The organism is Ruegeria sp. C9 (assembly GCF_056537585.1).
Genome location: NZ_JBQFRU010000008.1, coordinates 1 through 26,899 on the forward strand (window position 1 = coordinate 1; position 26,899 = coordinate 26,899).

Sequence of the window (26,899 nt, forward strand, 5' to 3'; positions counted from 1 at the left end):
CACCGCCCAATCAAAAACCTCAGATGCCCCCAGTCTCTCCCGAGCGTCTCCGCAGCTTCCACCGCGTCCCAGCACCTCAGCAGCGCCGGTGAAGGGCGTTCTAAGTATATCGCCCAAAAGCCGCAAGTGGAAAAATCAAAAAAACGCAAAAAAACGCAAAAGCAGAATTTTATATTACTAAAACAAATGGTTACGAAGAGCATCCAGCCATTCAACCCGGAAGTCGCGGACACAGACCATCGCAAATCAGCGCCATGGATATGTTATTCACACTGTTACCCACAGACTCGCCTGCGAGTCAGGCTGAATCGGCTTGCCTAAACCGGATCAGGAATGATGTTACCGGCAGGCGCATGACCAGAAGGCCCAGAATAATCGCCAGGTAGACCAATGGCTCGATCTGAAACCCCTTCGCCAGCATCACATAATGAAGCGCGCCCAGAATTGCTGCTGGATAGACCAGACGATGCAATTTGCGCCAACGAGGCCCCAAACGGCGAACCGCCCAGTTGTTGGACGTGATTGCAAGCGGCAGTAACAGTACAAAGGCAGCCATGCCCACGGTGATATAGGGCCGCTTGATAATGTCCGCCCAGATTTGGCTGGGAATCTGAACATCCAGAACCAGCCAGATCAACAGGTGCAATGCGACATAGGAAAACGTCAGTACACCTATCGCGCGGCGGAACTTCATCAGATTTAGGCCAGCGAAGCGACGCAAGGGCGAAATCGCGAGACCCAAAATCAGAAGCTGCAGCGCCAGTTCGCCAAACTCGTGCTCGAGCGCCTCGATCGGCTCGACCCCGAGACCACCGGTCATGCCCTGATAAAACAACCAGGGCGCAGGCAGCGCGCCCAGCAGATAAACAGCCCAATTGGGAAGCCGTCGCAAGAGGTCGTTGAGCCGCCGCATCATCTCAGTAGTTCTTCGCCAGATCCATGCCTTCGTAGAGGCTGGCGACCTCATCTTCATATCCGTTGAACATCAGCGTCGGGATTCGCTTGGCAAACAGACCTCCGCCGATTTGACGTTCCGAAGCCTGCGACCAGCGGGGGTGATCCACATTGGGGTTCACATTGCTGTAGAACCCATATTCCCTAGGACCTGCCATGTTCCAACTTGTCGGAGGCTGGGTATCCGTCAGGGTAATCCGCACGATCGATTTGATCGATTTGAAGCCGTATTTCCACGGTACCACCAATCGCAAAGGCGCGCCGTTCTGGTTCGGGATGTCCCTGCCGTAGATCCCAGTAGCCATAATGGTCAGCGGATGCATCGCCTCATCCAAACGCAGCCCTTCGCGATATGGCCAGTCTAGTACCGGATACGCCACACCCGGCATCTCATCGGGACGATAGGCGGTCTCAAACGCCACGTATTTCGCGCCGTCCTGAACGCCAGCCATGCCGAGTAGATCTGCCAGTTCAAACCCGTTCCAAGGTATCACCATCGACCAGGCCTCAACACAGCGGAACCGATAGATTCGCTCCTCAACAGTCATTTCAGACATGATGTCTTTGAAATCATATTCACCAGGGCGGTCGACCAGACCGTCGATGGTTACACTCCAGGGCTCGGTTACCAGTGTGTGTGCATATTTCGCCGGATCATCCTTGCGTGTCCCGAACTCATAATAATTGTTGTAGGAAGTAATCTCTTCCCAGGTATTCGGTTCAAGCGCCTCGGCCGCCGCTGGCCGCGCCAGACTCGCCAGCCCGACACCCGCAAAACCGGCCATGACCTGTCGCCGGTTCAGAAACGCCGCCCTTGGGGTGACGTCCGCATGCGTCAGTTTGTTGGTCCAGCGATGCGCCATTTGGTTCTCCGTTATCCATTAACCTCGAAACTGAGGTAAGGTCTGATAGCACAGAGCCAAGGAAACAGGCGTCACGATTGAGCGAACAGATTGTAACGAAAATTAGGTGGCTTGGGCGCGAGGATAACGGTCACCCGATGTTCAAGCCGACAACACGGTTTATTTCGCACCCAAGATTGACCGCCTGATAGGTCGGAAAAGGCAGCCGGGCCGAAGTTTCGATATCGCGTCGCACCCAGTCCTGCTCCTCTAATTGCTTGAGCGAGGATGACAATGCGCGATCAGTGATCACCTGAAGATCCGACCTGAGCCTTGAAAAACGCCGCGGTTGGCGGGTCAACGCCAGAATAGGGACCGTCCAGCTACGACGCAGTAGCTTCAATTCGGTATCATGCGGCACCAAGGCCACGATTTCTGCCGCTACAGCCGCCGCCTGAACCCCGGCTTTGGTCAAACGGAATTCAGGGCGCAAAGGGTGGCCGTGGCCCGGGTTCCGTTCAAGCAAGCCAAGGCTGACCAGATGCTCAAGACTTGCCGCAAATGACGTCCGGCTTGCCCCGGTCGCGGCGTGCAATGGGGCCTGCCTGCCCGGAACCCCCTGGTGCAGCTGCGCAAGAATGTTCAGCGACCAGGCCCGAGAGGTAAGCTTGACAAGTAATTTAATGTCCATAAAGTATAGTTACTTTATTTTAGGACAAAAGGAAAGTTCCATGGCCCTCGTTTCCTTAGAAAACACCATCACTCTTGCCATTTCGGTCAAAGATCGCCACGCCAGCGCGCGCTGGTATAATGACAAGCTCGGGTTTGAGTTGATCCATCATATTGATGAGGCGGGTTGGAGCGAGATGCTCACCAAAACCGAAGGCGTCACCCTTGGTTTGGGCGAGCAGGCAGAACCAGCGCCCGGAAACTCCGTTCCGGTCTTTGGTGTTGCTGATATCGCAAGCGCACGCGATGCTTTGGAAGGGGCCGGAGTTCGGTTTGACGGCGAAACCGAGACGATTGAGGGGATGGTCAGCACTGCCACATTTTACGACCCGGACGGCAACGCAATGATGCTGGCGCAGGATCTGACCGGGCAGGTCTGAACGCTCTTAGTCGCAATACAAGCCACCAAAAAAAGACCCGCCTGGATGGCGGGTCTCTTCATTACCTGAGATTTAATGCACGACTGCATCATCCGGGCGCGGACGCTCGGACGTTCCCAGCCGGTCGCCGATGATCAAACCATCGGTTCCGGCGGTCACCGGAACGGTCTCACCATCCTTTATCTCACCGGCCAGCAGTGCTTCGGCCAACGGGTTCTGCAGGGCGCGTTGGATCACGCGTTTCAATGGGCGGGCACCGAAGACCGGATCATAGCCTTCATTGGCCAGCCATTCCTTCGCGCCATCGTCCAGTGCCAGCTCGATCTTGCGGGCAGCCAGACGTTTCTGCAGACGTGCCATCTGGATATCGACGATGCCATCCATATCGGCCCGCTTGAGCCGGTCAAAGATGATGGTTTCGTCCAGACGGTTCAGGAACTCGGGCCGGAAATGCGCCCGGACCGCATCCATCACGTCGCGCCGCGCCTGCGCGCTGTCCGCTCCTTCAGGCAACTGGCTGAGCGCCTGAGAGCCAAGGTTCGACGTCAGGATGATCAGCGTCTGCTTGAAGTCGACGGTACGACCCTGACCATCGGTCAGGACGCCATCGTCCAGGACCTGCAGCAGCACGTTGAACACATCCGGGTGTGCCTTTTCGACCTCGTCAAACAGCACGACCTGATAGGGTCTGCGCCGCACGGCTTCGGTCAGCACACCACCTTCGTCATAGCCGACATAGCCCGGAGGGGCACCGATCAGACGGGCGACCGCGTGTTTCTCCATGAACTCGGACATGTCGATGCGCACCATCGCGTTGTCGTCGTCGAACAGGAAGTTCGCCACGGCCTTGGTCAGCTCGGTCTTACCCACACCGGTCGGCCCGAGGAACAGGAACGAGCCCAGCGGGCGCCCTTCGTCGTTCAGACCGGCACGCGCACGGCGCACGGCGTTGGCAACGGCGGTGACCGCCGCATCCTGACCGATCACGCGGGAATGCAGATCGTCTTCCATCCGCAGCAGTTTCTCACGCTCGCCTTCCAGCATTTTCGAGGTCGGGATACCGGTCCAGCGTTCGACCACCGACGCAATCTGTTCTGGGCGCACCGTTTCCTCGGCCATCATGGCGTTGCTTTCGGCGTTTTCGGCCTCGGTCAGCTTTTTCTCAAGCTCAGGGATGACACCGTAGGACAGCTCACCCGCTTTGGCGAGGTTCCCTTCGCGCTTCGCGATTTCCAGATCAGCCCGCGCTTTGTCGAGCTGTTCTTTCAGATCGCGCGCTCCGGCAAGCTTGTCACGTTCGGCCTGCCACTGGGCGGTCATCTCGGCGGATTTCTCCTGCAGATCGGCAAGGTCCTTTTGCAAGGTTTCCAGACGATCTTTTGATGCCGCATCATCCTCAAGCTTCAGCGCCTCTTCCTCGATCTGCATCTGCAGGATCTGACGATCCAGTTGATCGAGTTCCTCGGGCTTGGAATCCACCTCCATCCGCAAACGCGACGCCGCTTCATCGACAAGGTCTATGGCTTTGTCAGGCAGGAAGCGGTCGGTGATGTAGCGATGCGACAGGGTCGCCGCCGACACGAGCGCTGAGTCCGAGATGCGCACACCGTGGTGCAGCTCGTACTTTTCCTTGATACCGCGAAGGATGCTGATCGTGTCCTCAACTGTCGGCTCAGTGACCATCACCGGCTGGAACCGGCGGGCGAGGGCTGCGTCTTTCTCGACGTATTTGCGGTACTCATCCAGCGTCGTCGCGCCGATACAATGCAACTCACCCCGGGCAAGCGCAGGCTTGATCAGGTTGGCGGCATCCATCGCACCGTCGGATTTACCTGCACCTACCAGCGTGTGCATCTCGTCGATGAACAGTATGATCTCACCGGCGGCTTCGGTCACTTCGGTCAGAACAGCCTTCAGTCGTTCTTCGAACTCACCGCGATATTTAGCGCCGGCGATCAGCGCACCCATGTCGAGCGCGAGAAGCTTCTTGTCCTTCAATGATTCCGGCACATCACCATTGACGATGCGCAGGGCCATGCCCTCGGCAATCGCGGTCTTACCGACGCCGGGTTCACCAATCAGTACCGGATTGTTCTTGGTGCGGCGCGACAGAACCTGCATCGAACGGCGGATTTCCTCATCCCGCCCGATGATCGGGTCGATCTTGCCTTCGGCTGCAGCCTCGGTCAGGTCGCGCGCATATTTCTTAAGCGCGTCGTAGCCTTCTTCCGCCGATGCGGTGTCAGCAGTGCGGCCCTTGCGAATGTCATTAATCGCTTCGTTCAGCTTTTGTGCAGACACAGCACCAGCTTCCAACGCCTCTTTGGCTTTGGACTTCACCATGCACAACGCCATCAGAACGCGTTCGACCGGCACAAAGCTGTCACCTGCCTTGTTGGCAATCTTTGCGGCCTCATCCAGAACTTTGGCGGTCTGCCCGTCCATATAGATCTGGCTCGCGTCGCTGCTGACCTTCGGGATTTTGCCCATGGCCGCGTCCAACGCCTCAACCACGCGGTTCGGTGCGCCGCCAGCGCGTGTGATCAGGTTGCTGGCCAGCCCCTGATCGTCGTCCATCAATGCTTTCAAGATATGTGTGGGCTCCAGCCTTTGGTGCCCTTCGCGCAGCGCAATAGTCTGCGCCGCCTGCACGAATCCCCGTGCCCGCTCGGTGAACTTGTTCAAGTCCATAGTATTCTCCTTTTCTTAAGCGCCCCGTATTGATGCGCCCGCTTGGCGGCACGCGTCGGTCTGGGCCTCACATTCAATTTGGGAAATGTCTTTTCCCATTCAAGGGGCTAGAGCATATAAATCGGCGTCATCCGCGCGGAATCGAGTAGACGGAATAACCGCCAGTTTCTCCCATCAATTCAGCGTTATACATTTCGACCAAAGACTGCTCGGCACTGCTGCCTGTGGGGCATGAAACCAGATCTGCTGTATGATCGAGGAAGTTGCCGGTATAGGCTGTTTCCCCGGTCAATTGACACCAGTCGTCTTCCGATCGGTACCCACGCACTAACAGAAGATTGTCATTGGTTGGAGCCGGCGCGACACCGGTTTCGGGCGGATCGCTTTGAGGCGCGTCTTCGCATGCGGCCAACATCAGTGCCGCGCCAAGTACAATTACCTTTTTCATCGTTTCTATCCCTGTTCTGAACGTCGGCACTTTAGCACATTGCGCAAAATAGTGAGTGAACTGCGTCACCTCGGGCTTCACACATGGACAGATCGCCCTGAACCCGTTAGGACGCAAACGTTTGCCAAAAAGGAGCGCCCCATGTCCGATGACCGCCTTATCGTAGCCCTCGACGTCCCAAACGCCCTGCAGGGTCTAGCCATGGCCGAGCGGCTGGGCGACTCGGTTTCGTTCTATAAGATCGGGCTGGGTATGTTGACTGGCGGCGGTCTGGCATTGGCCAACGAGTTGAAACAGGATCACGGAAAGCGCATTTTCTTGGACATGAAGCTGTTCGATATCGGCAACACTGTAGAAAATGCAGTGCGTGGGTTGGCTCAGTTCGATCTGGACTTCTTGACGGTGCATGGTGATCCGCATGTCGTACGCGCCGCAAAGGAGGGCGCTGCAGGCAAGGACATGAAAATTCTGGCGGTAACAGTCCTGACATCACTGAACAGGGACGATCTGGATGCAAGCCTTCTGAAAGCGGGTGACGTACAGGACCTCGTTGTAGAACGCGCGGCCAAGGCTTTCGAGGCCGGAGCTGATGGCGTCATCGCCAGCCCTCAGGAAGCCGCGCTAATCCGCGCCCTGCCCCAATCCGAAGGTCGTTTGATTGTAACCCCTGGGGTACGCCCTGCTGGTGCAGCTTTGGGCGACCAAAAGCGGGTCGCAACCCCGGCCAGTGCAATCGGCGATGGGGCCGATCATATCGTCGTGGGCCGCCCGATTTATCAGGCGGATGACCCCAAAGCCGCCGCACAAGCAGTTTTGAGCGAGTTAAATTCATTGACTCACCATTAGGCGAAAAGCCAAAAATTGCGGAAGGAACGGTGCTCAAGCAATTGACGTTAGGTCAATTTTTCGCGCCGCCGCGCCAAATCGTCCCTGTGCCCGAAAACACACATGAAAAACATGAGTTTTATGGCGTTCGGCTTGTGGCTATCGAAAAACGCCATTTTCGGCGATTCTACACACAAGACACTCCCCAACGGGCCATCTCTTCCTGAGGCTCGTTACCTCCCCCCGCAGGCGCGGGGGGTTTTCTTTCGAAGTCCCGTTCAAAGCTGCGCCGTTTCCGACAAATAATCCCGAAGGCGATCTGCAAAATTTGGAATGGCCAACGGATTCGACAGATAATCCCGCGGACAATTCAGCCTCCACCCCTGCCCTTCGTCCCCAAAACGGATCAGACCAACATCTTCCGGCGGGCGCAGGGCGATGTAGAACCAGCTTTGACCATATTGCCGTGACCAGACAAGATCGGTTGCGCACAGGCGCAGCCCAACCTCTTCATCTGTTTCACGCAACGCGCATTCGATCGGTGTTTCGCCTGACTTTTTCCCGCCGCCTGGAAAATCGAGATGACCTGGAAACGGGATATCAGATCGATCATCTCTTAGAATGACCAGCAGCTTGCGCCCCAGAAACAACGCCATTTTTGCCCCGGCGAAGTCCATCGGTCCTCTTTTTATCCTTATCCATTCGCGATACTTATTAACCTATCGAATGTCTTGATCAATCCGCCGCTGGCCGGAAAGAAACTACATCATGCCCGCCATCTGTCGCGACTGCCTGAAGGAAATTAAGCAAGGGCCGCGCTGCCCAACTTGCAGCAGCCCGAGGGTCAAATCGCACCCAGAGCTGTTTGACCTGACGATCGCGCATATGGATTGCGATGCTTTTTATGCTTCGGTCGAAAAGCGCGACAATCCCGAACTTGCCGACAAGCCTGTGATCATTGGCGGCGGCAAGCGCGGGGTGGTATCAACTGCATGTTACGTGGCCCGCGTTCGCGGGGTACGTTCAGCCATGCCAATGTTCAAGGCGCTTCAACTATGCCCAGAAGCGGTGGTGATCAAACCGCGTATGTCGCTCTATGCCAGCGTCTCGCGCGAGATACGCACCATGATGGACGAGTTGACACCTGATGTTGAACCACTGTCGCTGGATGAAGCGTTCATGGACCTATCCGGCACCGAGCGGCTGCATGGTGCACCGCCAGCGGTCATGCTTGCGCGTCTGGTCAAGAGGATGAAAGATGAGCTGGGCCTGACGGGATCGATTGGCTTGAGCCATAACAAGTTTCTGGCCAAGGTGGCCTCGGATCTCGACAAGCCTCGGGGTTTTTCAGTGATCGGCCAGGCCGAGACGGCTGATTTCCTGCATGACCGGCCGGTGCGATTAATCTGGGGAATTGGTCCGGCGGCGCAGGAATCTCTGGATCGCGCAGGGATTCGCACATTTTCTGATCTTCTGCGCTGGGATCAGGAGGCGCTGACAGCGCGGTTCGGATCAATGGGCTACCGTCTGTGGCATCTGGCGCGAGGGCAGGACAAACGGCGCGTATCGGCCCATGAGCCGATGAAGTCGATCAGTAATGAGACCACTTTTTTCGAGGATACCGCCAGTCTTGAAATTCTGGACGGGCATCTGTGGCGTATGTCTGAAAAGGTAGCCGACCGGGCCAAAGCCAAGGGATTGGCTGGGCGAGTGGTGACGCTGAAGCTGAAACAGGCCAACCACAAGATCATCACCCGGCGGATATCGCTACGCGATGCGACTCAGATAGCGGATCGGATTTATCGCACCGCTCGTGGGCTATTTGATCAGGTTGGCGATCAGGGTCCCTATCGCCTTTTGGGATGCGGCCTGTCTGACCTATGCTCAGAGGATCAGGCCGATATCTCGGGCGACCTTCTGGATCCCGGTGCAGAACGCCGATCACAGGCCGAACGTGCGACGGACGAAATCCGGCGCCGTTTCGGCAGTGATGCAATCGTAAAAGGTCGTGCGCTGCGCTAGGTCTATTCGGCGGCAAGTGACATTGGATCGGACCCGATACTGGTGATCTGCGCGGTGACCTGCCGCAACACATCACGCAACGCCTCAAAGTTGCCGTTCGGCTGGATCGTTTCCTCGTTCATATAAAGTGAACGATCGATCTCGATTTGAACCGCATGCTGATGGCGGGCAGGTCGACCATAGGTCTGGGTGACGTAGGCCCCTGCAAAAGGCGTGTTGCGCGCCACATTCAGACCCGCGTCGGCAAAAGCGGCCTCGATCTGATCAACGATCACACCGGAAGCGGCCGCACCGAACCGATCGCCCAAAACGATTTCCGGTCGGGCCCGGCGCGAGCCGCCGGCCAGCGCCACCGCCTCGTGCGGCATCGAGTGGCAATCAATCAGAATGGCCTGCCCAAACATCTGATGCGATTCCGCCAGCAGAGATTTCAGGCGAGCATGGTATGGACGCCAATAGGTATCGATCCGCAGGCGCGCCTCATCCATAGTCAGCTTGCCGCTGTAGATCGCCCTGCCGTTGGCGACCACGCGGGGAATCACCCCGAGGCCCGAGGTAACCCGCGGGTTATGTCCGTGACGACGCGCACCCTGTATCAATGCGGGGTCCAATTCATCCGAATTGCGATTCAGGTCCAGATAGGCGCGCGGCATGGCCGCGGCGAGCAGCGGTGCACCGAATTCAGCGACTGAGGAAAAAAGCTGGTCGACATACGCATCCTCAGACGACCGAATCATATTGCGGTTCAAAACAGACCGCTTCAACAAAGACACGGGATAGGTCCGACCGCTATGGGGCGAGGCAAATACCACGCAGGACGTACGCGTTGCGGGCATATCCAGAATATAGGCTGCATTGGTGGCGGCGTCGGGCATGGGCTCTCCGTTGTTCGCACTCAACATAGACCGTAAAATAGTTCTGCCAAACCCCTTGATCCCCCCAACGACTCCTTTTATAGACCCCGCTACCGGCGCGGGGTTCCGCGCCCCATTTCGTTATGGGGCAGGTCACGCAACGGTTTCATGGGCGGTTAGCTCAGCGGTAGAGCACTTCGTTGACATCGAAGGGGTCACAAGTTCGATCCTTGTACCGCCCACCATGAATTCATTGCTCTGGTCTTTCCGGGGCACCCGATTAACCCAGGCGCTGGCCACGTCTTTGATGAAGGCGCCGCAGATTGGAGACAGACCCATGAAGGTCAAGAACTCGCTCCGCTCGCTCAAGAACCGGCACCGTGATTGCCGGGTTGTGCGTCGCAAAGGCCGCGTCTACGTGATCAACAAGACGCAGCGCAAGTTCAAAGCTCGCCAGGGCTAAGGGCTGCACGAACTTAATTCAAAAACCGCGCTTTCGAGCGCGGTTTTTTTATGCCCTGCTTCTAGCGCCCTTTCGTGTCGGCGGAAGTGCCGGAAATCGCTCCGAAAGTCCGGTTCTGAGATTTAGTATTGTTATGAGACGGTCTCATGCTACGCTTTCCCTGTTTTTAGAAGGGAGGTCGGGTTGGCCAACGATGATCTGGATACGCTATTAGGAACAACCCTGACCGAGATGGTGGCCGATATAGGCCGAAGCGTGGCCCAAGCCGCCGAACAGCTTAGTCTGGATCAGTTGAACGCGCTGAAGAACTATCCTCAGGAACTGCGCGAGATGGGCATTCCGCCAGTCTTTTACCACATGCAGGATGTCGATGTAGAATTGAAGGTCGTCATGGAGATGACCAGTACCACAGAAGAAGGCAAACGCGGGATCATTGGCGCGTTTCTGTGTGGGCCAAAACTGACGCAGACAGATACGCTCGATGCAAGCAGCGCGTCGACCATGCGGATGCGGTTCGCGCCGGGACCGGTGGATGAAGGTGGTTCTGGTGGAGGGGTCGATGGCGACTAAAAAGGACAAGACCCCCAAAAAACAGCCTATAGATGTGCGCATCACCGAACTGCCCGAGGCCTTCACCACACTGCTTCAGTCATTGGAAAACCGCCTGACCGCGCTGGAGGCGCGCGAGGTCGTGTTGCTGGAGACGATCCAGGACCTGCAAGACCAGATCGACGATTTGGAAGAAGGAGGCGGTGGCATGCTGATGGGCTCGGGTTCTCCGGTGGTGAACCCAATGGCCGGAGGCCAGAGCGGAATGGAGGTTGAAGACAAAGATACGCAGATCGTGGATGCGCAGGTTTTTTCGCAGGCCCTGGGCGAACAGATCCTTGCAGGATCCGACGGCAGCGACGATTTCACCATCGACAATGTCCAGGTCGAAGCCTTTGTTGGGCTTGGTCGGGATGGCGACAAAGCCCAGTTCGCTACAAACGCGAAGAAACAGGCGGTCAGCCAGAACGCAGCGAAGGTCTCGTTCTCGGTCAAAAGACGGTCCGCAACGAAGATTATTGATAGAGACTGAATTCACAAAGGAGATTGGAAATGAGTATCGGGCAGGAACTGCTAAACGTCCCTTTCGCGGAAATGGTTCAGAAACTGGCGATTTCCGTGGCAGAGTCGCAAACTGAATTGGATAGACATTCGACTGATATCGCCAAATACATGGCGGATCAGAAGATCCAGCTTCCCGACCTATCCAACCCCGATGGTCCCCCAAAGGAATTCAGCCTCGTGTCGATGGGTTTCCTGCCCGCGTTCTATGCGGTGCAAGAGGCCGAGATCGAGGTAAAGATGGCGATCTCGATGACCAAACAGACCGAGAAATCAGGCAGCGCATCGGTCAAAGGTGGCTGGGGACCCGTGGCGGCGCAGGTCAACGCAAGTTATTCCTCGCGCTATGCCTATAATCAGGAAGGCGCAAGCAGGCTGTCAATCAAACTGGCCCCAGCCGATCCGCCGGTCATGCTGCAGAAATACATGGAAGCGGTAACTCAGGCGATGCTGACCAAAGAACCGGTGCTCAGCGACGATCCGGACCCCGAGCCGGCACCGTCCCCCGTCCCACCGCAACCCGAAAGAAAACAAAGTAGGCGGCGTCAATCCTGAAGGGGCCGTCCGGCAAGGTAAGTTCAGCGACGTTTTGACCAACTAATTTTGTCGGATTTCCTTGCATCCCACCGAGAATCGTTTAATTGACCAAATCAGTCGGGTTAATTCCCGTCACGATTTTCAATGTTGGGACAAATGATGCTGAAATCCTCTACCTGCTTTGCCGCCACCCTGACGGCCCTGATCGCCACCTCTGCCGCAGCCGAGGGCGAGCTGAACCTGTATTCCTCGCGCCACTACGACACCGACGAACGCCTGTATTCCGACTTCGAAGAGGCCACCGGCATCACCATCAACCGCATCGAAGGCAAGGCCGACGAACTGATCGCACGGATGAAAGCAGAAGGCGCGAATTCGCCTGCTGATGTCCTGCTGACGGTCGACAGCTCGCGCCTGGCCCGCGCCAAGAGCGAAGGCATCCTGCAGCCGGTTGAGAGCGCAATCTTAGAGGAGCGTATTCCGGCAAACCTTCAGGACGAAGACAATCAGTGGTACGGCTTTTCTCAGCGCGCACGGATCATCTTCTTTGACAAGGCTGATGTCGCCAACCCACCCGCAACCTATCTGGATCTGGCAAAACCGGAGTATAAAGGGCAGATCTGCATTCGCTCGTCCGGCAATATCTATAACCAGACGCTATTGTCATCGATCATTGCAAATCACGGCGCGGAAGAAGCCAGGAAATGGGCTGAAGGTGTCGCCGCCAACATGGCACGCGAACCTCAGGGCGGTGACACAGACCAGCTGCGCGGCATCGTGTCAGGCGAGTGCGAGATTGCGGTTGCCAACACATACTATATGGCCCGCGCTATGCGCAAAGACGTCAAGGGTCTAAGCGCGGATATCGAGATGATCGGCGTGCAGTTCCCGGCACAGGACGCCGAAGGTGCACATATGAACCTGTCGGGTGCAGGTGTTGCAGCAAACGCGCCGAACAAAGAAAACGCGATTAAGTTCCTTGAGTATCTCGCAAGCGATCAGGCGCAGGTCTACTTCTCGAACGGAAACGATGAATACCCCGCTGTCGAAGGCGTTGCGCTGGCTGAGAACGTGGCCGCTCTGGGGGAATTCAAAGCAGATGAGGTGAACCTCTCAGAGGCCGCCAAAAACATCCCCGAGGCACAGAAAATCTATAACGAAGTTGGCTGGAAGTAATCCAGTCCGATACCCGAGCAGCAAAAGGGCGCAGATTTCTGCGTCCTTTTTCTATTGTGTTTGAGGTAAAACAAGGCAATAATCCCATATTCGTAACTGATTCCCATATGTGAGCCATGCTCGACACACTATCAAACCGCCTCGCTAAGCGTCTGAACGAGCTGCGCCAGGGTCATGGCTGGTCGCTTGAGCAGTTGGCAGACCAAAGTGGGATCAGCCGGGCGACACTGTCGCGAATGGAAAACGGTGATGTCAGCCCTACCGCTGAAACGCTTGGCCGTTTATGCGCGGCATACGGCCTGCCCATGTCACGCCTGCTGATGATGGTCGAAGACAGTTTCGATCCCAAAGTACCTTTCGAGAAGCAGCCTGAATGGCATGACCCCGAAAGCGGGTTTACCCGCCGTTCGGTTTCACCACCGGCGACTGGCCTCAGTGGGGAAGTAATGGAAGGTCATTTGCCCCCAGGTACTGTCATCACCTACGATACTCCGCCCAAGCCGGGACAGGAGCACCACCTGATCCTACTTGATGGAGGGCTAACGTTGACAGTGGACGGGATTGCCCATGCGCTCAGCGGCGGCGATTGCCTTCGCTATCACCTGTCGGGGCCAACACAGTTCGAAACCGGACCCAAACGCGGTGCGCGCTATCTGTTGGTGCTGATATGATTACGCGATTGCCACAGGAATATTTCGACGAAGCGCTTGAGGATCTGACCAATATCCTGCACCGCTGTGTCCATACCGGTGCCAGTATCGGGTTCATCCTTCCTTTTTCGCGCGACGATGCCCGCGCCTATTGGCGGGACAGGGTGCAGCCCGAACTCCGCGCGGAGACACTCGATCTGTTTGTCGCATATGGTGACGGACGCATTCTGGGCACGGTGCAACTGATTCCCGCCGCAATGCCAAACCAACCACATCGCGCGGATGTGGCAAAGCTGCTGGTTCATCCGCAGGCTCGCCGTCGCGGTTTGGGTCGGTCGCTGATGGAGGCACTGCATGAGCGAGCTCGGGAATTGAAACGCACGATGCTGGTGCTGGACACCCGTAGCAGCGATCCTTCACGCTTGCTGTATCAGTCGATGGGTTTTCAGATTGCCGGAGAGATCCCGAACTATTGCCGAAACCCGTTTGAGGATCGGCTGGAGCCGACCACTTACATGTTCAAGGACGTCACTTAGCTGCCCGTCGCGCGCACATTCGCGACAGAGCATTCGGCGATCCCCGAAGGTCCCGACATAGGTCGGCACCAATGGCCTACAGCCGCGCGCCATCGACAGCAAAGGGCGCTCGTTGACCAAAGAATTTGATACCTCAAGCGCATCGGGATCCATCTAGAATCGAAGGAACTCCAGAGCTTCTCCGGCTGGCAGCTTCTCAGTTTCTGCCGGAATAATTACCAGACCATCGGCCTGTGCAAGAAGGGCAACGCGCCCGCTGTAAGACCCGGCCATCAGGCGCAATCGCGGTGCGCCATTCGGTGTACATCCGTCGATGCTTACCGGGCGGTACTCACGCCGTCCCGCGCGGCGTTGAAGAGGTTCTGCCAAAACCGCCTGCTCGGGGGTGCGTTCGTTCCGATGCAGACCGGCACGGCGTTCCATCATCCGCGCACCAATGATCTGCCACGTCACAAAAGCCGAAACCGGATTTCCCGGCAGGCCCACATAAAGCGCATCACCCCGACAACCGAACATGATCGGCTTGCCGGGTTTCATCGCCACTTTCATCACCTCGGTTTCGCCACCGATTTCACTGAACAGGCGCGGCATGTGGTCTTCGTCCCCGACCGAAACACCGCCCGTGGTGATAATCAGGTCCGAGCTATTACAGGCATCCCTCAAGACCTGCTTCAGCAGCACCGGATCATCTTCGACCGGGCCTCGGTCGGCTAGTTCGATCCAGGGTTTATCCAGCAAAGCCAAAAGCATGTACCGGTTCGAGTTGTAGATCTGTCCGGGGCCAAGCGCTTCACCCGGCTGGCGCAGCTCGCTACCGGTCGAGAAGATCGTGACCTTGAGCTTGCGATAAACCTTCACCTCGCCATAACCAGCCGAGGCCAACGCGGCGGCCTCACGCGCAGTAATTTCACACCCGCGCCGCAGGATCGGGGCACCAGCTTTCAAATCCTCGCCCGCGCGACGGATATGCTGACCGGATTTTGGACGGCGGTTGAACCGGATGCGATCGGACTGTAACTCACAGTCTTCCTGCATTAATACCGCATCGAACTCGGACGGCACCGGCGCTCCTGTGAATATACGCAAGGCACTGCCATCCGGCGCATCGTGTGCGCCGCTATCACCGGCGGCTATGCGCCCGCCAACTAGCAGTTCGAACACAGGCCCCTCGCCCAGATCGGCGCTGCGAACGGCATAACCGTCCATGGCCGAGTTATCGAAGGCGGGCATGTCTACATTGCTAGCGCAATCCTCGGCCAATATCCGGCCAATGGCCTGCACCAGCGGCAGTGTTTCGATATCCGTGATGGGGTTGGCCACGGACAAACCGCGCCTCAGGGCGTCATCTACGGTCAGGTACATATGAGCATGGTGGTCGCAGGCACATCCATCAGCCATTTTGGGCCTCCATATACGCAAAGAGCTCTTCGAAACCGACCCGCTCGGCCTCTCCAAGTTTAGGTAGATAGGCCTTGGCTTCTTCGAGATTCGAGCTTGGATCACCAACTACCAGCAGCATGACCATTCCGTGACGCCCATGAACGCGGCAACGGATGCCGTAGACTCCCTCTTTCTCGAAAGTCAGATCCAGTTCGGGTTTGCCCCGAATCTCGAAGACGCGCGCGCCCACGGGTATCATTCGAGGAATGGCAGTGACCGTGTGCCGCCCGGTCGAGCCTTTGAAACGCACAGTCGCCCCAGCGGGAACCTGCAGGAATTTGGGTTCGAACCGAAATGCATGCGCCGGAGTGTCGGCGTTCAGGTCGATGACCTGATGAACTACGGCAACCTCGGGGATCTCCTCGGCCAGTGCGACACTACCAAAAGCCATTGCCCCCGTTAGAATCGCCGCGCCTAGTTTCAGCGAAATCGCCATCTATCCCTCCGGTTTCAGACCGCCCGGTAGGGGTCTCCCAACAGGTCGGCCAAAGCGCTGATCAACACCGGCCACTGGGCGCGGCGGTTCTCGTCGCGCAATCCGGCCAACAATTCGCGCCCAATGGACACCAAGGCAGGGGTGCTGTCATTGACATAGGTCACGATCCGTTGCTCAGGATTGGCCAGAAGGAAGGGTACGATGGCCGCACCTGCCTGATCCGGGGCCGTTTCAGACAAAAGCCGCATCGCCGCCTGCCGTACCGGGGCCGAGACATCGTCCAGCAAGCTGCGCGCCACATCGGCCGTCCCGTCCCAGCGGGTCAGAATCTGCATGGCGTCGATACGAAAGGCAGTATCTCCGGTTTTCAGCATTGCCCGCAATTTGCCCCGCAGCGCATCCTGCGGTGGCAGGTCAGCCTGTTGCAGCAGGTTCAGCGCCTGCAGGGACAGATTGGCATCGGTATGCGAAAGCCCCTGTGTGATCAGCTCGATCAAATGCGGCTGGTTCAGTTCGGACCCGTTGCGCGCGACCGACAAGCCCAGTGCCGCCAGCGCCTGCGCAGCGATCTCGGTCTCGGGGTCCTGCGCGATCTGCGCCAGCATGATCTGCATACCTGTGACGTCGCCCAGCAGGCGGATGGCCGAAATGCGGGTCTCACGCTCCAAGGCTTCGGCATTGTCATCCAACGCCACGCGGCGGCGTTTGGGATGGCGGGTGGCCTTGACCAACAATGCCTGCTCGCGTGGCGTCAGGGGGTGCAGGTCATCATCCTCGGCCTCTTTCTTCATCTCTGCCGCGATAGCGTCATGGCCAAGGATCGCGCCGAGGCTGGAGGTAGGGCCGTTTTCACCACCGTCGGATACATCCAGCCCTGCCTCTTCCAGCGCGGCGATGTCGGTTTGCGGGGCCTCTTCCTCGTGCGCGTCTTCGACCACGCTCATCGGGGCGAGCGCGAAGGACAGCAGCAATTCGCGGCCCTGCTGCTGGTTCACATGCGGGCGGTCGGTGTCAGTAACAATCATCGCCAGCGAGGCCACGGCCTTCAGCCGCACCGACCGGAAGGGCGCGCGGCAGGCGCGTTGCAGCCATTCTGCCGCCTCGCGCAGGGGCGAGGTCGCCAGCGCGTCGACGATGGCCCATTGGATACGCTCGGCCTTGAGGTCGTCCGCCTCGACCGAGAACAGCGCGTTCAGCCGATCTGCCACCAGTTGCGGGGCCAACGCCGCCAGCAGGCCCAGCGCCTGCGCCGAGACCTCAGGCTGTTGTCCGGTTGCGAGGAAATCCAGCACCTGCCAGCGCAGGTCGTCTTGATCAACGATAGGCTGGCTGCGGTCCAGCCGGTCGATCAGCGCCAGTTTCACCTTGGCGCCGGGGTCGCGCATCATGCGGTCCAGCAGTTCGGGTTCGGAAAGGCCGGACTGGTTCAGCGCTGCGATGCGGATATCCTCGACCGCATCTGTCAGGGCCTGTTCGACCAGCGCCGGGTCGTTCGGCATCAGCGCCTCATATGCGATCAGACGCACGGCCCCGTCCTTGTCGGTGGTGGCTTTGCGCAAGATGGCTTCGGCCTCGGGTCCTCCGATGGTGGCCAGCGTGCGCAGAGCGCGGTGACGCAGACGGCGGTTCGAGGATTGAGCGAACACACCCAAGGTCGGCACGGACGGCGTACCGATCTGGCCCAGCGCTTCGCAGGCCACATCCCCCAGTTCTTGCCCGTCTTCGTCCATCAGGGCCATGACAATGGGTTCAATCGCAGCCGCATCGCCCATGCGACCTAACGCTTTGATCGCCGCGATCTGAGTATCCAGCCAGTCGTCCCATTCATCCTGATGCAGCTCGTCCTCGTCCCACGTGATATCCTCGCCGCGACCAGTGACAAGCGTGCGCAGGTAAGGCGCCGCGTCTTCGGATTTCAACTCGGCCAGAGCGGTGACGCAGGCCAGTTTCACCTCACCGCAGGGATCATGGATCAAGTTTTCCAGCAGTTGCGGCGCGGCCTCCTGCACGCCCAGCGCGCCCAGCGCTTGGGCTGCGTCTTGCCGGACGTCTTCGTCATCATCCAACAGCGCCTCGATCAAGGCCGGGCTGTTACTGGCCCCAATGGCGGCCAGGGCCTGAATGGCGCGCAGGCGGATCACGTCATAATCAGATTTTGCATAGTCGGAGAACAGGCTGGTGGCCTCGTCACGCAGGGCGGTATCGGAATGCATGTTCATATCAGGTCTGCCATGTTTTGCGTTGGGACGGGTTGGGTGAATGTGGAAGACAGGTTTCCCAACCGAAGCCTGCCTTCCAGGTGGTCCCTTCTGCAGTGGGACCGGACACGAGGGGCGGCATGGCGTCCGCCCCCCGGAAAAGCGTCAGGCGATATCGCGCGGCGCGAAGGACATCGTGCGGAACGAGGTCTTGTAGGGGCTCGGCCCCAGCTTGCGGACCTTGGCAACGCCCATCTTGTAGTTGTAGTTGCCGCTGATCCAGTCAACGATCCGGCCCTCAAGCGCGTTGGCGGGCTGCTGCATGTGCAGGAAGTCCATGTAAACGACGCTTTTCTTTATGGCGGGCGTAACCATTGCCACGGCGGTGATCGCCGCTTTGGTCAGTTCGATATGCCCGTTCTCCATCAGTTTCGAGAACTGGAAGTCGTCGCCTTCCACACCGAGCAAAGTGTGCTTGTTGCCCGGAACACGTTCCGAGTAAACCATCACGTAATCACCGCTTTCGATGCCACGCTCGGCCGCATCGTCGGGGTGAATCTCGACCCAGTTTTCCGGCCAGCGCTGCACGATATAGGGGCGGCGGCGGTCGTCGAAACCGGACTGCCAGCGTTCATTGATCCGACCGGATGTGGCCCACAACTCGCCTTCGTCCTTGTTGGGTTTCAGCCATTCCCAGTAATCCGAGAACAGGCCCCACGGCGATTTCTGGATGTTGCACTTGCCGGTCTGGCTGTTGAAGTGCGTCAGCTTCTTGTTGAATACATCCGCACCAGCCGCACCAGTATCAGGCAGCGTGCGGGTTGTGTCATGCAGACGCTTGGTTTCAATCAGCGTGACACCGTCGGCATCCAGCATGACTGGGCATTGCACACCATCGGTGCCGAATTCTCGGACCTTCTGGTGCAGACCTTTGCCCTCTTTCTTTGCCAGACGGTAGACCGCGTGGAAGTCCTTGCGCGACCCGCGCGTAAAGCGCACGGCCTCTTCGGCAACCTCGTTCGAGTTCTGCCAGTCGAACCCGTCAAAGCCCATCCGCTGTGCCAGTTGCGCAATGATCCACCAGTCGGGCTTGGCCGCACCGGGCGCATCATAGAACTTCTGGTACAGGCGCAGGCGGCGTTCGCCGTTGGCGCGCAGAAAGTCCTCTTCGCCCCAGGTCGCTGCGGGGAACACGATGTCGGCATAGCGGTTGCCGATCGGATCTTGCAGATAGATGTCCTGGTTGATCACCACCATGCCACCGCTGTCGGCGCGCGCCTTCAGCGTGTCGATCATTTCTTGCTTGTCGAAAGACGCAATCTGATGCGGGTTGCGGACGGTCAGTTCCTCGAACTTGTCAGCCAACTGTTGCGAACCACACATCGCCTGAATCCATGTGGTGCCGATCACATGGGCCATACGGGTATGACCTGCGATCAGATACCGGTCGGTATCCATGGCGCGGCGACGGCGACCCGGCAGTTTCTCGGGCGACTTGTTGCGCGGGTACTTCCCGCCCTTCACGCCGCCCCGCTGGTGACCACCGGCCCGGCCAATCACCTGACCCGGACGACCTCCACAGCCACAGATGATGCCCAGAGCGGAGATCGCCTGTGTGTTGCCGGTGTTGTTCGACCAGTAGAACCCTTTCTCGATCATGACCGAGGTTTTGGGCCGGGTGCCATCCGCCTTGGGTTTGGCCAGCCACTCGGCGGCAGTATAGATTTTCTGCACGTCGATTTCGGCCATAGCAGCAGCGGTTTCAGGCGCGAATTCGTCCTGCGACAGCAGCCACTCTTTCCAATCCTCGAAGCCTTTGGTCTGGAACTTGCCCCAGGTCGTACGCCACTGCCATGGCGTGTTCCTTGTGCCCTGACCGAAGCCGGACGAGCTTTCCCACTTGTTGTTGACCCATTTCTTGATCCAGTCGCTGTCTTCCCAGCCATTTTCCACGATGACCCGGGCGATGGCGTTGACGACCAGAAGGTCGGTGCCGGGCAGAACGTCGATATGCAGGCCACCCATCTTTTCAGCATGGGCCACACCGGCAGACCGGCGCGGAATCAGATAGATCTCTTTCTGGCCGTTCTGCATCCCCTTCATCATCCACTGAGTATAGAGGATAGTCTTGGTTTCATACGGGTCGGTGCCACAGACCAGAAGGGTTTCCGCATCCCGCCAGTCCTCGTACGAGGGACCAAAGTTGTCGAAACCCGCATCCCGGAAACCGGGGGTCGAGGTCACGTCGGACGGCGTGTCGTGGAAGGTGAAGTTCGCGGTGTTGATATGACGCAGCGCGTATTTCGAGATCGCATAGGTGTTCTCGATATACTGATAGCTGAAGGTTTTTACGCCATAGGCATTGGTACCGTGCTTGGCGATCACGTGGTTGCCCACCTCAGCCGCAACATCCAGCGCCAGATCCCACGGAACCGGCATCAAGGTACCATAGATCCGCATCAGCGGCGTCTTAAGGCGGTCGCGTGTTGGCGTCTGCGGGTTATAGCATTTCTGCGCGATACATCCGCCCCGCAAGGAACTGTCGCCGTCGGTGTTGACGTATTGCGTGTCCTTGTCAGGGATGATCACCACGTGGTGCGGCTGACCTTTGTGCAGTACGATATTGTGCTGGTTCGGCGCGACCCACGCACCCAGCGGTGCAACAGGGAAATCCTCGCCAAACGCGTTTTCGTCCGCGGTGGGGCCGCCGGGTTTGGCCGTCACAGGCCAGCGATAGACTTTGTAACCACAGGCCACGATGCAGTAGTCGCAGGCGGTCGAGATGACCTCGGCTCCTTTGGGCGGCAGCGGGACGTTGGTTTCGGGTACGTAATACGGGGTTGCCATGATTCCGCTTCCCTTATGCAATGAGGTTGTCGTAACGGCCGTAGATCAGGCCGAACATGCCAACGGCGTAGATGTCATCGCCGTCCAGTTCCAAAAGGACCTGCGGCAGCGACTGATAGGCCTGCCCCGAGACGAGGATGCCGTGCCGTGTCACGTCATAGGTGGACAGGTGCAACGGGCACGGGCCCAGCACCTTATGTTCAGGCTTGTAGCTGTCATACATCGACCCGCCCTGATGGGTGCAGGTGAGGTTGAAGGCCACAACATCCTTTTGCGGACCAATGCCGCCGCCGCTTTCCACGCCGGTTTTCACAAGGATCGAGTCCGAATAGTCGCCCTCGTCCGGGTAGTAGAACTCGACCGGCACATCCTGTTCCAGTCCGGACAGTTTGCCGATCAGCTTGCGCGGATAGGTCGATACCAATGCGGGCACCTGTTCGGCCTGACCGTGGCGGGTAGGCATGGTCACCATCACGGCAAAGGTGGTGGCACCCGAGGCGAACAGGAACTGGCGGCGGTTCACGGTGCAGGCCTTTTTGGCCTCGCCCGAACAGCTGCATCCGGTTGCGTTATGATCTTTCATGACGCTTACTCCTCTGCTGCCGCGGGAAGCGGCTGGTAATCCGGCAGATCAGGTTCTTCGACCAGAATCTCGTCACCGGACAGGGATTTCAGGAAGGCCACCAGATCCGCTTTTTCTTGATCATTCAGGCCAAGGGGTTGGATCAGCGGAGATTTATTGGCCGAGAACTCATTCTCGCCGCCGCCCTGGTTGTAGAACTCGACCACATCCTCAAGCGTCTCCAACATGCCGTTATGCATGTAGGGTTCGGTATAGAGGGTATAGCGCAGGCTTGGCGTGCGGAACTTCCCCTTGTCGGCCTTTTCCTTGGTACGGAAATAGAAGCCGGGGTCGTCCTTGGTGTGGCGGTACATCTCTTCGGTCGAGCCTTTGGCATAAAGCTCATACCGGAAGGTGACTTGCGCCAGACCATCGTCCTGCCAACCGTCATAGGCGGGCACACCGGTGTTGTAGTATTTTTCATCCGACAGCAACGCGCCGTTATGGCATTCGGAACATTGCGCCTTACCGGCGAACAATTCCAGCCCGCGTTTCTGCTCGTCGGTCAGCGCCGCGTCATCCCCACGGAGATAATTGTCGAAGGGCGTGTCGGTCTGAACGATGGTTCGTTCAAACGCGGCAATAGCCCGCCATGCATTGCTGATACGCGGCCACTGATCGCCGAAGACATCGTTGAAGCGTTCGACATATTCGGGAACGAAGGCCAGGCGCGCCTCCATCATGTCGGCCTCACCGTTGCCGGCGACCGCACCGCCTGCGGCGGATTTGGCCTGGTTCTCAAGGCTTTTCGAGGAACCTGCCCAGAACAGCTTGCCGTAATAGGCCGAGTTCACGATGGTCTGGCTGTTGCGCCAGTGGGTCGTGCCCGGATAGCCGAACGAGATTGGTGCTTCGACGTCCCAGCCGACATCTGGCATGTGACAGGCCGAACAGGGGGTCGACGGGTTGCCGCCCAGACGCGGATCGAAGAACAGCATCTTGCCCAGTTCGATCTTGGCCTCGGTCTGGGGGTTGTCCAGCGGTATGGGCGGCTCACCCAGTGCCACCAATGGCGCATCGGGGTCGGGGTCTGCCCCGCCGATACCGGCCTCAATCTCCATGCTGGTTTCTGCAAAGGCTTGCGAACCAAGGGCGGCAACCAGAGCAGCGGTGGCGATTGTACCTGAAAGGTAAGACTTAAGGTCTTTCATGGGTCCACTCCTCAGTTTGTCGCGTCTTGCCAGTTTTCGATCGGCGCATAATCCGTATCGATGTCCTCGGCGACGAAGTCCGGGCCGGTCAGCGGCTCACCAGACAGCGCCTTAAGGAAGGCCACCAGCTGTGCTTGTTCGGTCTCGCTGAGGCCAAGCGGCTTGATGCGCGGATCCTTGTTTTCATCTTCGCCACCACCGGCGTTGTAGAAGGCCACCACATCCTCGAGCGTCGCAATCGAGCCGTTATGCATAAATGGCGCGGTATAGGTCAGCTCACGCAGCGTGGGGGTTATGAACGTGCCGAATGTATCGGCGGTGTGAGTGCGGATATACGCACCGGGGTCGGCGCGCAGGTTCATGTAATTCTCGACGCCGAGGAACTTCATCATGGTCACAAAGGTGATGTGACGTTCCGGGGTCGCCCAGATATCGGGGTTGTCGCCCACGCCGATATTGTGCGGCAGATCATCCGTGAACCGCTCGCCCGAGTGGCAGGAATTGCAGCCGCTGGCATTAAACAGCTCATAGCCCGCCTTGGCTTCTTCCGACATCTCGCCTGTATCGAACGGCGCGCCGCGCGAAATCAGCGTTTTCAGATATTCCGGGATGGCGTTACGGACCCCACCGTTCGACGGCTCGCCAAATCCGGCGGCTTCGAACATCTCGACATAAACCGGATCTTGCTTGATGCGTTCCTGCATCAAACGCATATCCATGTTCATCGAGTATGTCTCGGTGATGCTTTCGCGGGTCGCGTCGTTGAGGTTGGTGCCAATGCGCCCGTCATGGAACCACGCGGCGCGCTTGGCGCTGTTAATCAGCGTCGGCACGTTGCGGAAATGCAGGCTGCCGGCATAGGCATCCGATAAGGCCTGCCCGTCGGTAAAGCCGTTTTCCGGCTGGTGGCAGCTGGCGCAGGACAGTTCGGTGTCGCCAGACAGGCGCGGGTCAAAAAACAAACGTTTGCCAAGTGCCGCCTTGGCTTGGTCGAACTCAATGGCTTCTACCGGGCCCGGCTGTTCCGCCTGGGCATGGTGAACCGGGAACGCAACACCCACCGACAGCAATGAAACTGTCGACAGTGCCGAGAACCACGTTCTGGCTTTGGTCATCATTTAAAAAGCCCTCATTATCCGCAAATCTGATCGCTCCGGTTAACCGGAGATCGACGAGGCGAATATTAGAGGGTCATGTATCGCGATACCTTGATCGAGATTAAATCCGCAGAGAATTGGCGACGTGATCGTCGCTTATCTGAACCAAGGCCGCGACTGTCAGACGTCGATATCCAAAGCAAGCGCATGGATACGGGGGACTATATCCCCCAATGCCGTATGTACTGCGCGATGGCGAGCAACGCGGGATTGCCCCTCGAAAGCCGCAGAACGAATAAGGACGTTGAAATGACTCTCACCGCCCTCCTGATATCCAGCGTGACCACGATGGCTCTCGCTGTCGTCAACCACCTCCAGCTCACGCGGGTTAAATGCTGCCTGCAATCGTTCACGGATTTCGTCGGTCACGCTCATTTTTATGCTCAACGGCAAATAAATTGCCGTCCCCCTCTTCTACTTTCGGCTGCTTAGATTAAACTGCTGCCTCCGAGTCGAAAAGATGCCTTCGTGAGGTTGTGCAGATGGTAAAGTCAGATCCCTTCGGATTCGATATGTCCGTGTCGAGCGCTAAGAAAAAGAAGCCGCGCGGCCGTCGGGGTATGTCAGGTGCGTCCGAAACTTCGGTGCGAATCTGTGATCATGAGGGCTGTGAAGAACCCGGTAAGTTTCGCGCGCCCAAAGCTCCGGACGTGCTGGATGATTTTTTCTGGTTCTGCCAGCAACATGTGCGCGAATATAACCAGAAGTGGAATTTCTTCGACGGCACCACCGAGGCCGAACTGAACGCGCAGCGTTCGAAGGACAAAGTGTGGGAGCGTGAGACCAAACCGATGGGCGATCCCGAGGCCCGTGCCTGGGCACGTCTGGGGATCGAGGACCCGCATCAGGTTCTAGGCGAAAACGCCACCAAAAATCCCGGCCGCGCCAATTCCGGCGGTCGACGCCTGCCGCCGACTGAGCGCCGCGCGATTGAGATCCTCGAAGCGCAAGATAGCTGGTCGAAGGCAGAGATTCGCAAAGCCTACAAGAAGCTGATCAAGGTGCTGCACCCGGATATGAACGGTGGTGACCGATCTCAGGAAGAGCAGTTGCAAGAGGTCGTCTGGGCCTGGGATCAGATCAAGGACAGCCGCAGCTTCAAGTAGTATTCAACGGATACGGGTCAGCAGCGTTCCATCTCACGAATAGTGCTTGTTGCGGGACATCTTTCCGATTCCCGGGTTCATACTGTTCGTGGGATCGATCGACTTGTAGAAAGCTGCCAGATCGGGTTTGGCTGCATAGAGATGGCCAACATTATGTTCCGCCGGGTATTCAGCGCCGCGTTTGTCCAGCAACTTTAGCATTGCGGCCTTCAACGCGTTCGGGTCTGCGCCTTTCTTGACGATGTAATCCTGATGCAGAACATGACACATGAAGTGGCCATAGTAGAGTTTGCCGACCAGTTGATCCGCGATCTCAACTGGCAAGTCTTCGAACCAGTCGACGTCATTGCGGCGCAGCGCGATATCTAGGGCGATGATATCTTCCACTTCGGCTGCATGAACCTTCATATAACGAATGGCTGCACCTGCGGCAGCAAAACGATGTAGCCCAGCGATCTTTGCCTCACGCAGGTCGCATTCAAAGAAATCCAGCTTGTCTTCGGCAGTCATGTCATTGAGTAGATCGCGCGCTTCATCGATACCGCCATCGCGCATTTTGAGTATCAGGTGATGCGGATACCGATCCCGATAGGCCCGCATCCGGCGCGGCAGGATATCGGGCCAAAGTCGCATCGCGAACTGCATGAAACGATCGGTAAAATTGCCGAGAACCGGTATGCCTTCCAAACGCGCGTCCACCGCGCCCTTCAGCGCAAAGAAAGTGGGCAAACGGTCGGTTCCCAACTTGTCAATCATCACCATGGTGTCTTTGCCATAGCGGTCAGAGATATCGAATACCTCCTCATGCATGTATTCAGCGCTGACCGGCAGGGTTTTGAAGTCGGACAGGATGCGACGGCGCAATTCCGTGAATGCCTCGGTGTCGTGCGCCCCGACGTAGAAAGTACGTTCTGCTTCGTTCTTGGCATATGTATCCAGCCGAACCGCAAAAACCGCCAGTTTACCCGCGCAGCCCGCTGCTTCGTATAGACGCGACTTATCAGCGTTAAAGCGTGCTGGCGTTTCAGCATCTACATTACGCACCCGACGGGCGTAATCGGTGTCAGAGGCTTTGCGATTGTCGGTCTCGATATCAGTTGCTGAGAAATCACCGTTCTGCAGTCGGGTCAGGATTTCTTCGGGTGTATCACCCAATTGCATGCCTAGATGATTGACCAACTCAAGCTCGCCGTCCTGAGTGATCCGCGCGTACAGTGACAGCTCGGTATAGGAGGGGCCGCGCTCGACCAGCGAACCGCCCGAGTTGTTGCACACCCCGCCAACGACTGAGGCACCGATGCACGAAGATCCGATCACCGAATGCGGCTGGCGGCCAATCGGGTCCAGCAGCTTTTCCAGCGCAAACAGTGTGCTGCCCGGAAAGCTGATGACCTGCTTGCCATCATTGATCAGATGCAGATCGTCCATCCGCCGCGTGTTGATCAACACTACATCACGATCGTAGCTACCCTTGGGCGTAGACCCTTCGGTCAGGCCGGTATTGGCGGCTTGCATGATGACAATTTTGTCAGCGGCAACACAGGCCTGCAGCACCTGCCATTGTTCCAGCAGCGTAGCGGGCTGAACCACCGCGAGCGCGTCCCCTTCACCCGATCTGAACCCTCGGCGAAAGCGGCGGGTGCTGCGCGACGAAGTCAAAACGCGCCGCCGCCCACAAATGGCCTGAAGACGCTTGATCAGATCGGCATCGTTCATCCCGCTACC

The 26,899-nt window shown here is 57.9% G+C and carries 28 protein-coding genes and 1 tRNA gene; 13 read left to right on the plus strand and 16 right to left on the minus strand.

Features of this window, described 5'->3' with window-relative positions; all coding sequences use genetic code 11:
- Positions 1–181, plus strand: a 181-nt coding sequence (locus ACR0NE_RS19025) for a hypothetical protein (RefSeq protein WP_480780090.1), incomplete at its 5' end; no start/stop codon positions are given.
- Between the two features lie 117 nt (positions 182–298).
- Here ACR0NE_RS19025 and msrQ read toward each other — a convergent pair.
- The 3 genes from msrQ to ACR0NE_RS19040 form a co-directional block, all read right to left on the minus strand.
- Complete coding sequence (msrQ, locus tag ACR0NE_RS19030) at positions 299–913, minus strand: protein-methionine-sulfoxide reductase heme-binding subunit MsrQ (RefSeq protein WP_170425736.1); 615 nt, start codon at positions 911–913, stop codon at positions 299–301.
- Positions 914–917: 4 nt separating this feature from the next.
- Positions 918–1,817 (minus strand): protein-methionine-sulfoxide reductase catalytic subunit MsrP, encoded by a 900-nt coding sequence (gene msrP / locus ACR0NE_RS19035; protein ID WP_170595246.1) that lies wholly within the window; start codon positions 1,815–1,817, stop codon positions 918–920.
- A gap of 130 nt (positions 1,818–1,947) precedes the next feature.
- The gene (locus tag ACR0NE_RS19040) at positions 1,948–2,487 is read right to left on the minus strand and encodes a winged helix-turn-helix transcriptional regulator (protein ID WP_170514653.1); all 540 of its coding nucleotides are present in this window, start codon (positions 2,485–2,487) and stop codon (positions 1,948–1,950) included.
- Positions 2,488–2,527: 40 nt separating this feature from the next.
- Between ACR0NE_RS19040 and ACR0NE_RS19045 the strand changes: the two genes are divergently transcribed.
- Positions 2,528–2,905, plus strand: a complete 378-nt coding sequence (locus ACR0NE_RS19045) for a VOC family protein (protein ID WP_170513857.1) — start codon at positions 2,528–2,530, stop codon at positions 2,903–2,905.
- A gap of 72 nt (positions 2,906–2,977) precedes the next feature.
- Here the strand turns inward: ACR0NE_RS19045 and clpB are convergent, their stop codons facing one another.
- Positions 2,978–5,596, minus strand: coding sequence for an ATP-dependent chaperone ClpB (clpB, locus tag ACR0NE_RS19050; protein ID WP_170595243.1), 2,619 nt, complete (start codon positions 5,594–5,596; stop codon positions 2,978–2,980).
- A 127-nt stretch (positions 5,597–5,723) separates the two neighbouring features.
- Positions 5,724–6,044, minus strand: coding sequence for a hypothetical protein (locus ACR0NE_RS19055; RefSeq protein ID WP_170398514.1), 321 nt, complete (start codon positions 6,042–6,044; stop codon positions 5,724–5,726).
- 141 nt (positions 6,045–6,185) lie between these two features.
- Here ACR0NE_RS19055 and pyrF point away from each other — a divergent pair, with 141 nt between their 5' ends.
- A complete protein-coding gene (pyrF, locus tag ACR0NE_RS19060) occupies positions 6,186–6,890 on the plus strand; it encodes an orotidine-5'-phosphate decarboxylase (RefSeq protein ID WP_170514647.1) in 705 nt (234 codons plus the stop codon).
- Between the two features lie 257 nt (positions 6,891–7,147).
- Here the strand turns inward: pyrF and ACR0NE_RS19065 are convergent, their stop codons facing one another.
- On the minus strand, positions 7,148–7,546 hold the full coding sequence (locus ACR0NE_RS19065; RefSeq protein WP_170595240.1) for an NUDIX hydrolase: 399 nt from the start codon (positions 7,544–7,546) through the stop codon (positions 7,148–7,150).
- A 91-nt stretch (positions 7,547–7,637) separates the two neighbouring features.
- Here ACR0NE_RS19065 and ACR0NE_RS19070 point away from each other — a divergent pair, with 91 nt between their 5' ends.
- Positions 7,638–8,891 (plus strand): DNA polymerase IV, encoded by a 1,254-nt coding sequence (locus ACR0NE_RS19070; RefSeq protein WP_170595237.1) that lies wholly within the window; start codon positions 7,638–7,640, stop codon positions 8,889–8,891.
- A 2-nt stretch (positions 8,892–8,893) separates the two neighbouring features.
- Here ACR0NE_RS19070 and ACR0NE_RS19075 read toward each other — a convergent pair whose 3' ends face one another.
- Positions 8,894–9,766 carry an N-formylglutamate amidohydrolase gene (locus ACR0NE_RS19075; protein WP_170595234.1) on the minus strand — a complete coding sequence of 291 codons (873 nt, stop codon included), beginning with the start codon at positions 9,764–9,766 and terminating at the stop codon, positions 8,894–8,896.
- A gap of 149 nt (positions 9,767–9,915) precedes the next feature.
- Here ACR0NE_RS19075 and ACR0NE_RS19080 point away from each other — a divergent pair.
- From ACR0NE_RS19080 to ACR0NE_RS19115, 8 genes are all read left to right on the plus strand, one after another.
- Positions 9,916–9,990, plus strand: a tRNA-Val gene (locus tag ACR0NE_RS19080).
- A 92-nt stretch (positions 9,991–10,082) separates the two neighbouring features.
- Complete coding sequence (gene ykgO, locus ACR0NE_RS19085) at positions 10,083–10,208, plus strand: type B 50S ribosomal protein L36 (protein WP_005648635.1); 126 nt, start codon at positions 10,083–10,085, stop codon at positions 10,206–10,208.
- 183 nt (positions 10,209–10,391) lie between these two features.
- The gene (locus tag ACR0NE_RS19090; protein ID WP_170398504.1) at positions 10,392–10,778 is read left to right on the plus strand and encodes a hypothetical protein; all 387 of its coding nucleotides are present in this window, start codon (positions 10,392–10,394) and stop codon (positions 10,776–10,778) included.
- Entirely contained in the window at positions 10,768–11,289 is a 522-nt protein-coding gene (locus tag ACR0NE_RS19095) for a hypothetical protein (protein ID WP_170398502.1), read from the plus strand. The genes ACR0NE_RS19090 and ACR0NE_RS19095 overlap by 11 nt, the downstream gene beginning before the upstream one ends.
- 20 nt (positions 11,290–11,309) lie before the next feature.
- Entirely contained in the window at positions 11,310–11,873 is a 564-nt protein-coding gene (locus ACR0NE_RS19100; protein ID WP_170398500.1) for a hypothetical protein, read from the plus strand.
- Positions 11,874–12,014: 141 nt separating this feature from the next.
- Positions 12,015–13,031 carry a Fe(3+) ABC transporter substrate-binding protein gene (locus ACR0NE_RS19105; protein ID WP_170398498.1) on the plus strand — a complete coding sequence of 339 codons (1,017 nt, stop codon included), beginning with the start codon at positions 12,015–12,017 and terminating at the stop codon, positions 13,029–13,031.
- A 116-nt stretch (positions 13,032–13,147) separates the two neighbouring features.
- Positions 13,148–13,702: a helix-turn-helix domain-containing protein gene (locus tag ACR0NE_RS19110; RefSeq protein WP_170513838.1), complete on the plus strand. Its 555-nt coding sequence runs from the start codon at positions 13,148–13,150 to the stop codon at positions 13,700–13,702.
- On the plus strand, positions 13,699–14,217 hold the full coding sequence (locus ACR0NE_RS19115; protein WP_170595231.1) for a GNAT family N-acetyltransferase: 519 nt from the start codon (positions 13,699–13,701) through the stop codon (positions 14,215–14,217). The genes ACR0NE_RS19110 and ACR0NE_RS19115 overlap by 4 nt, the downstream gene beginning before the upstream one ends.
- Positions 14,218–14,370: 153 nt before the next feature.
- Here the strand turns inward: ACR0NE_RS19115 and ACR0NE_RS19120 are convergent, their stop codons facing one another.
- The 8 genes from ACR0NE_RS19120 to ACR0NE_RS19155 all read right to left on the minus strand — a co-directional run bounded on the left by ACR0NE_RS19120 (position 14,371) and on the right by ACR0NE_RS19155 (position 24,443).
- The gene (locus tag ACR0NE_RS19120; RefSeq protein WP_170595228.1) at positions 14,371–15,615 is read right to left on the minus strand and encodes a molybdopterin molybdotransferase MoeA; all 1,245 of its coding nucleotides are present in this window, start codon (positions 15,613–15,615) and stop codon (positions 14,371–14,373) included.
- A complete protein-coding gene (locus ACR0NE_RS19125; protein ID WP_170408233.1) occupies positions 15,608–16,093 on the minus strand; it encodes a plastocyanin/azurin family copper-binding protein in 486 nt (161 codons plus the stop codon). Before ACR0NE_RS19125 ends, ACR0NE_RS19120 begins: the two co-directional genes overlap by 8 nt.
- 14 nt (positions 16,094–16,107) lie before the next feature.
- On the minus strand, positions 16,108–18,312 hold the full coding sequence (locus ACR0NE_RS19130; RefSeq protein WP_170595225.1) for a HEAT repeat domain-containing protein: 2,205 nt from the start codon (positions 18,310–18,312) through the stop codon (positions 16,108–16,110).
- A gap of 144 nt (positions 18,313–18,456) precedes the next feature.
- Entirely contained in the window at positions 18,457–21,138 is a 2,682-nt protein-coding gene (locus tag ACR0NE_RS19135) for an arsenate reductase (azurin) large subunit (protein WP_170595222.1), read from the minus strand.
- Between the two features lie 13 nt (positions 21,139–21,151).
- A complete protein-coding gene (locus ACR0NE_RS19140) occupies positions 21,152–21,721 on the minus strand; it encodes an arsenate reductase (azurin) small subunit (protein ID WP_170595220.1) in 570 nt (189 codons plus the stop codon).
- Positions 21,722–21,726: 5 nt separating this feature from the next.
- Positions 21,727–22,911: a cytochrome c peroxidase gene (locus ACR0NE_RS19145; RefSeq protein ID WP_170595217.1), complete on the minus strand. Its 1,185-nt coding sequence runs from the start codon at positions 22,909–22,911 to the stop codon at positions 21,727–21,729.
- Positions 22,912–22,922: 11 nt separating this feature from the next.
- Complete coding sequence (locus ACR0NE_RS19150; RefSeq protein ID WP_170595214.1) at positions 22,923–24,026, minus strand: cytochrome c peroxidase; 1,104 nt, start codon at positions 24,024–24,026, stop codon at positions 22,923–22,925.
- A 162-nt stretch (positions 24,027–24,188) separates the two neighbouring features.
- Positions 24,189–24,443, minus strand: coding sequence for a BolA family protein (locus ACR0NE_RS19155; RefSeq protein ID WP_170398480.1), 255 nt, complete (start codon positions 24,441–24,443; stop codon positions 24,189–24,191).
- A gap of 107 nt (positions 24,444–24,550) precedes the next feature.
- Here ACR0NE_RS19155 and ACR0NE_RS19160 point away from each other — a divergent pair, with 107 nt between their 5' ends.
- Positions 24,551–25,174, plus strand: coding sequence for a DnaJ domain-containing protein (locus tag ACR0NE_RS19160; RefSeq protein WP_170398478.1), 624 nt, complete (start codon positions 24,551–24,553; stop codon positions 25,172–25,174).
- 33 nt (positions 25,175–25,207) lie between these two features.
- On the opposite strand, the gene dld is transcribed toward ACR0NE_RS19160, so the two are convergent.
- The gene (dld, locus tag ACR0NE_RS19165) at positions 25,208–26,890 is read right to left on the minus strand and encodes a D-lactate dehydrogenase (protein ID WP_170595211.1); all 1,683 of its coding nucleotides are present in this window, start codon (positions 26,888–26,890) and stop codon (positions 25,208–25,210) included.
- Between the last annotated feature and the right edge of the window lie 9 nt (positions 26,891–26,899).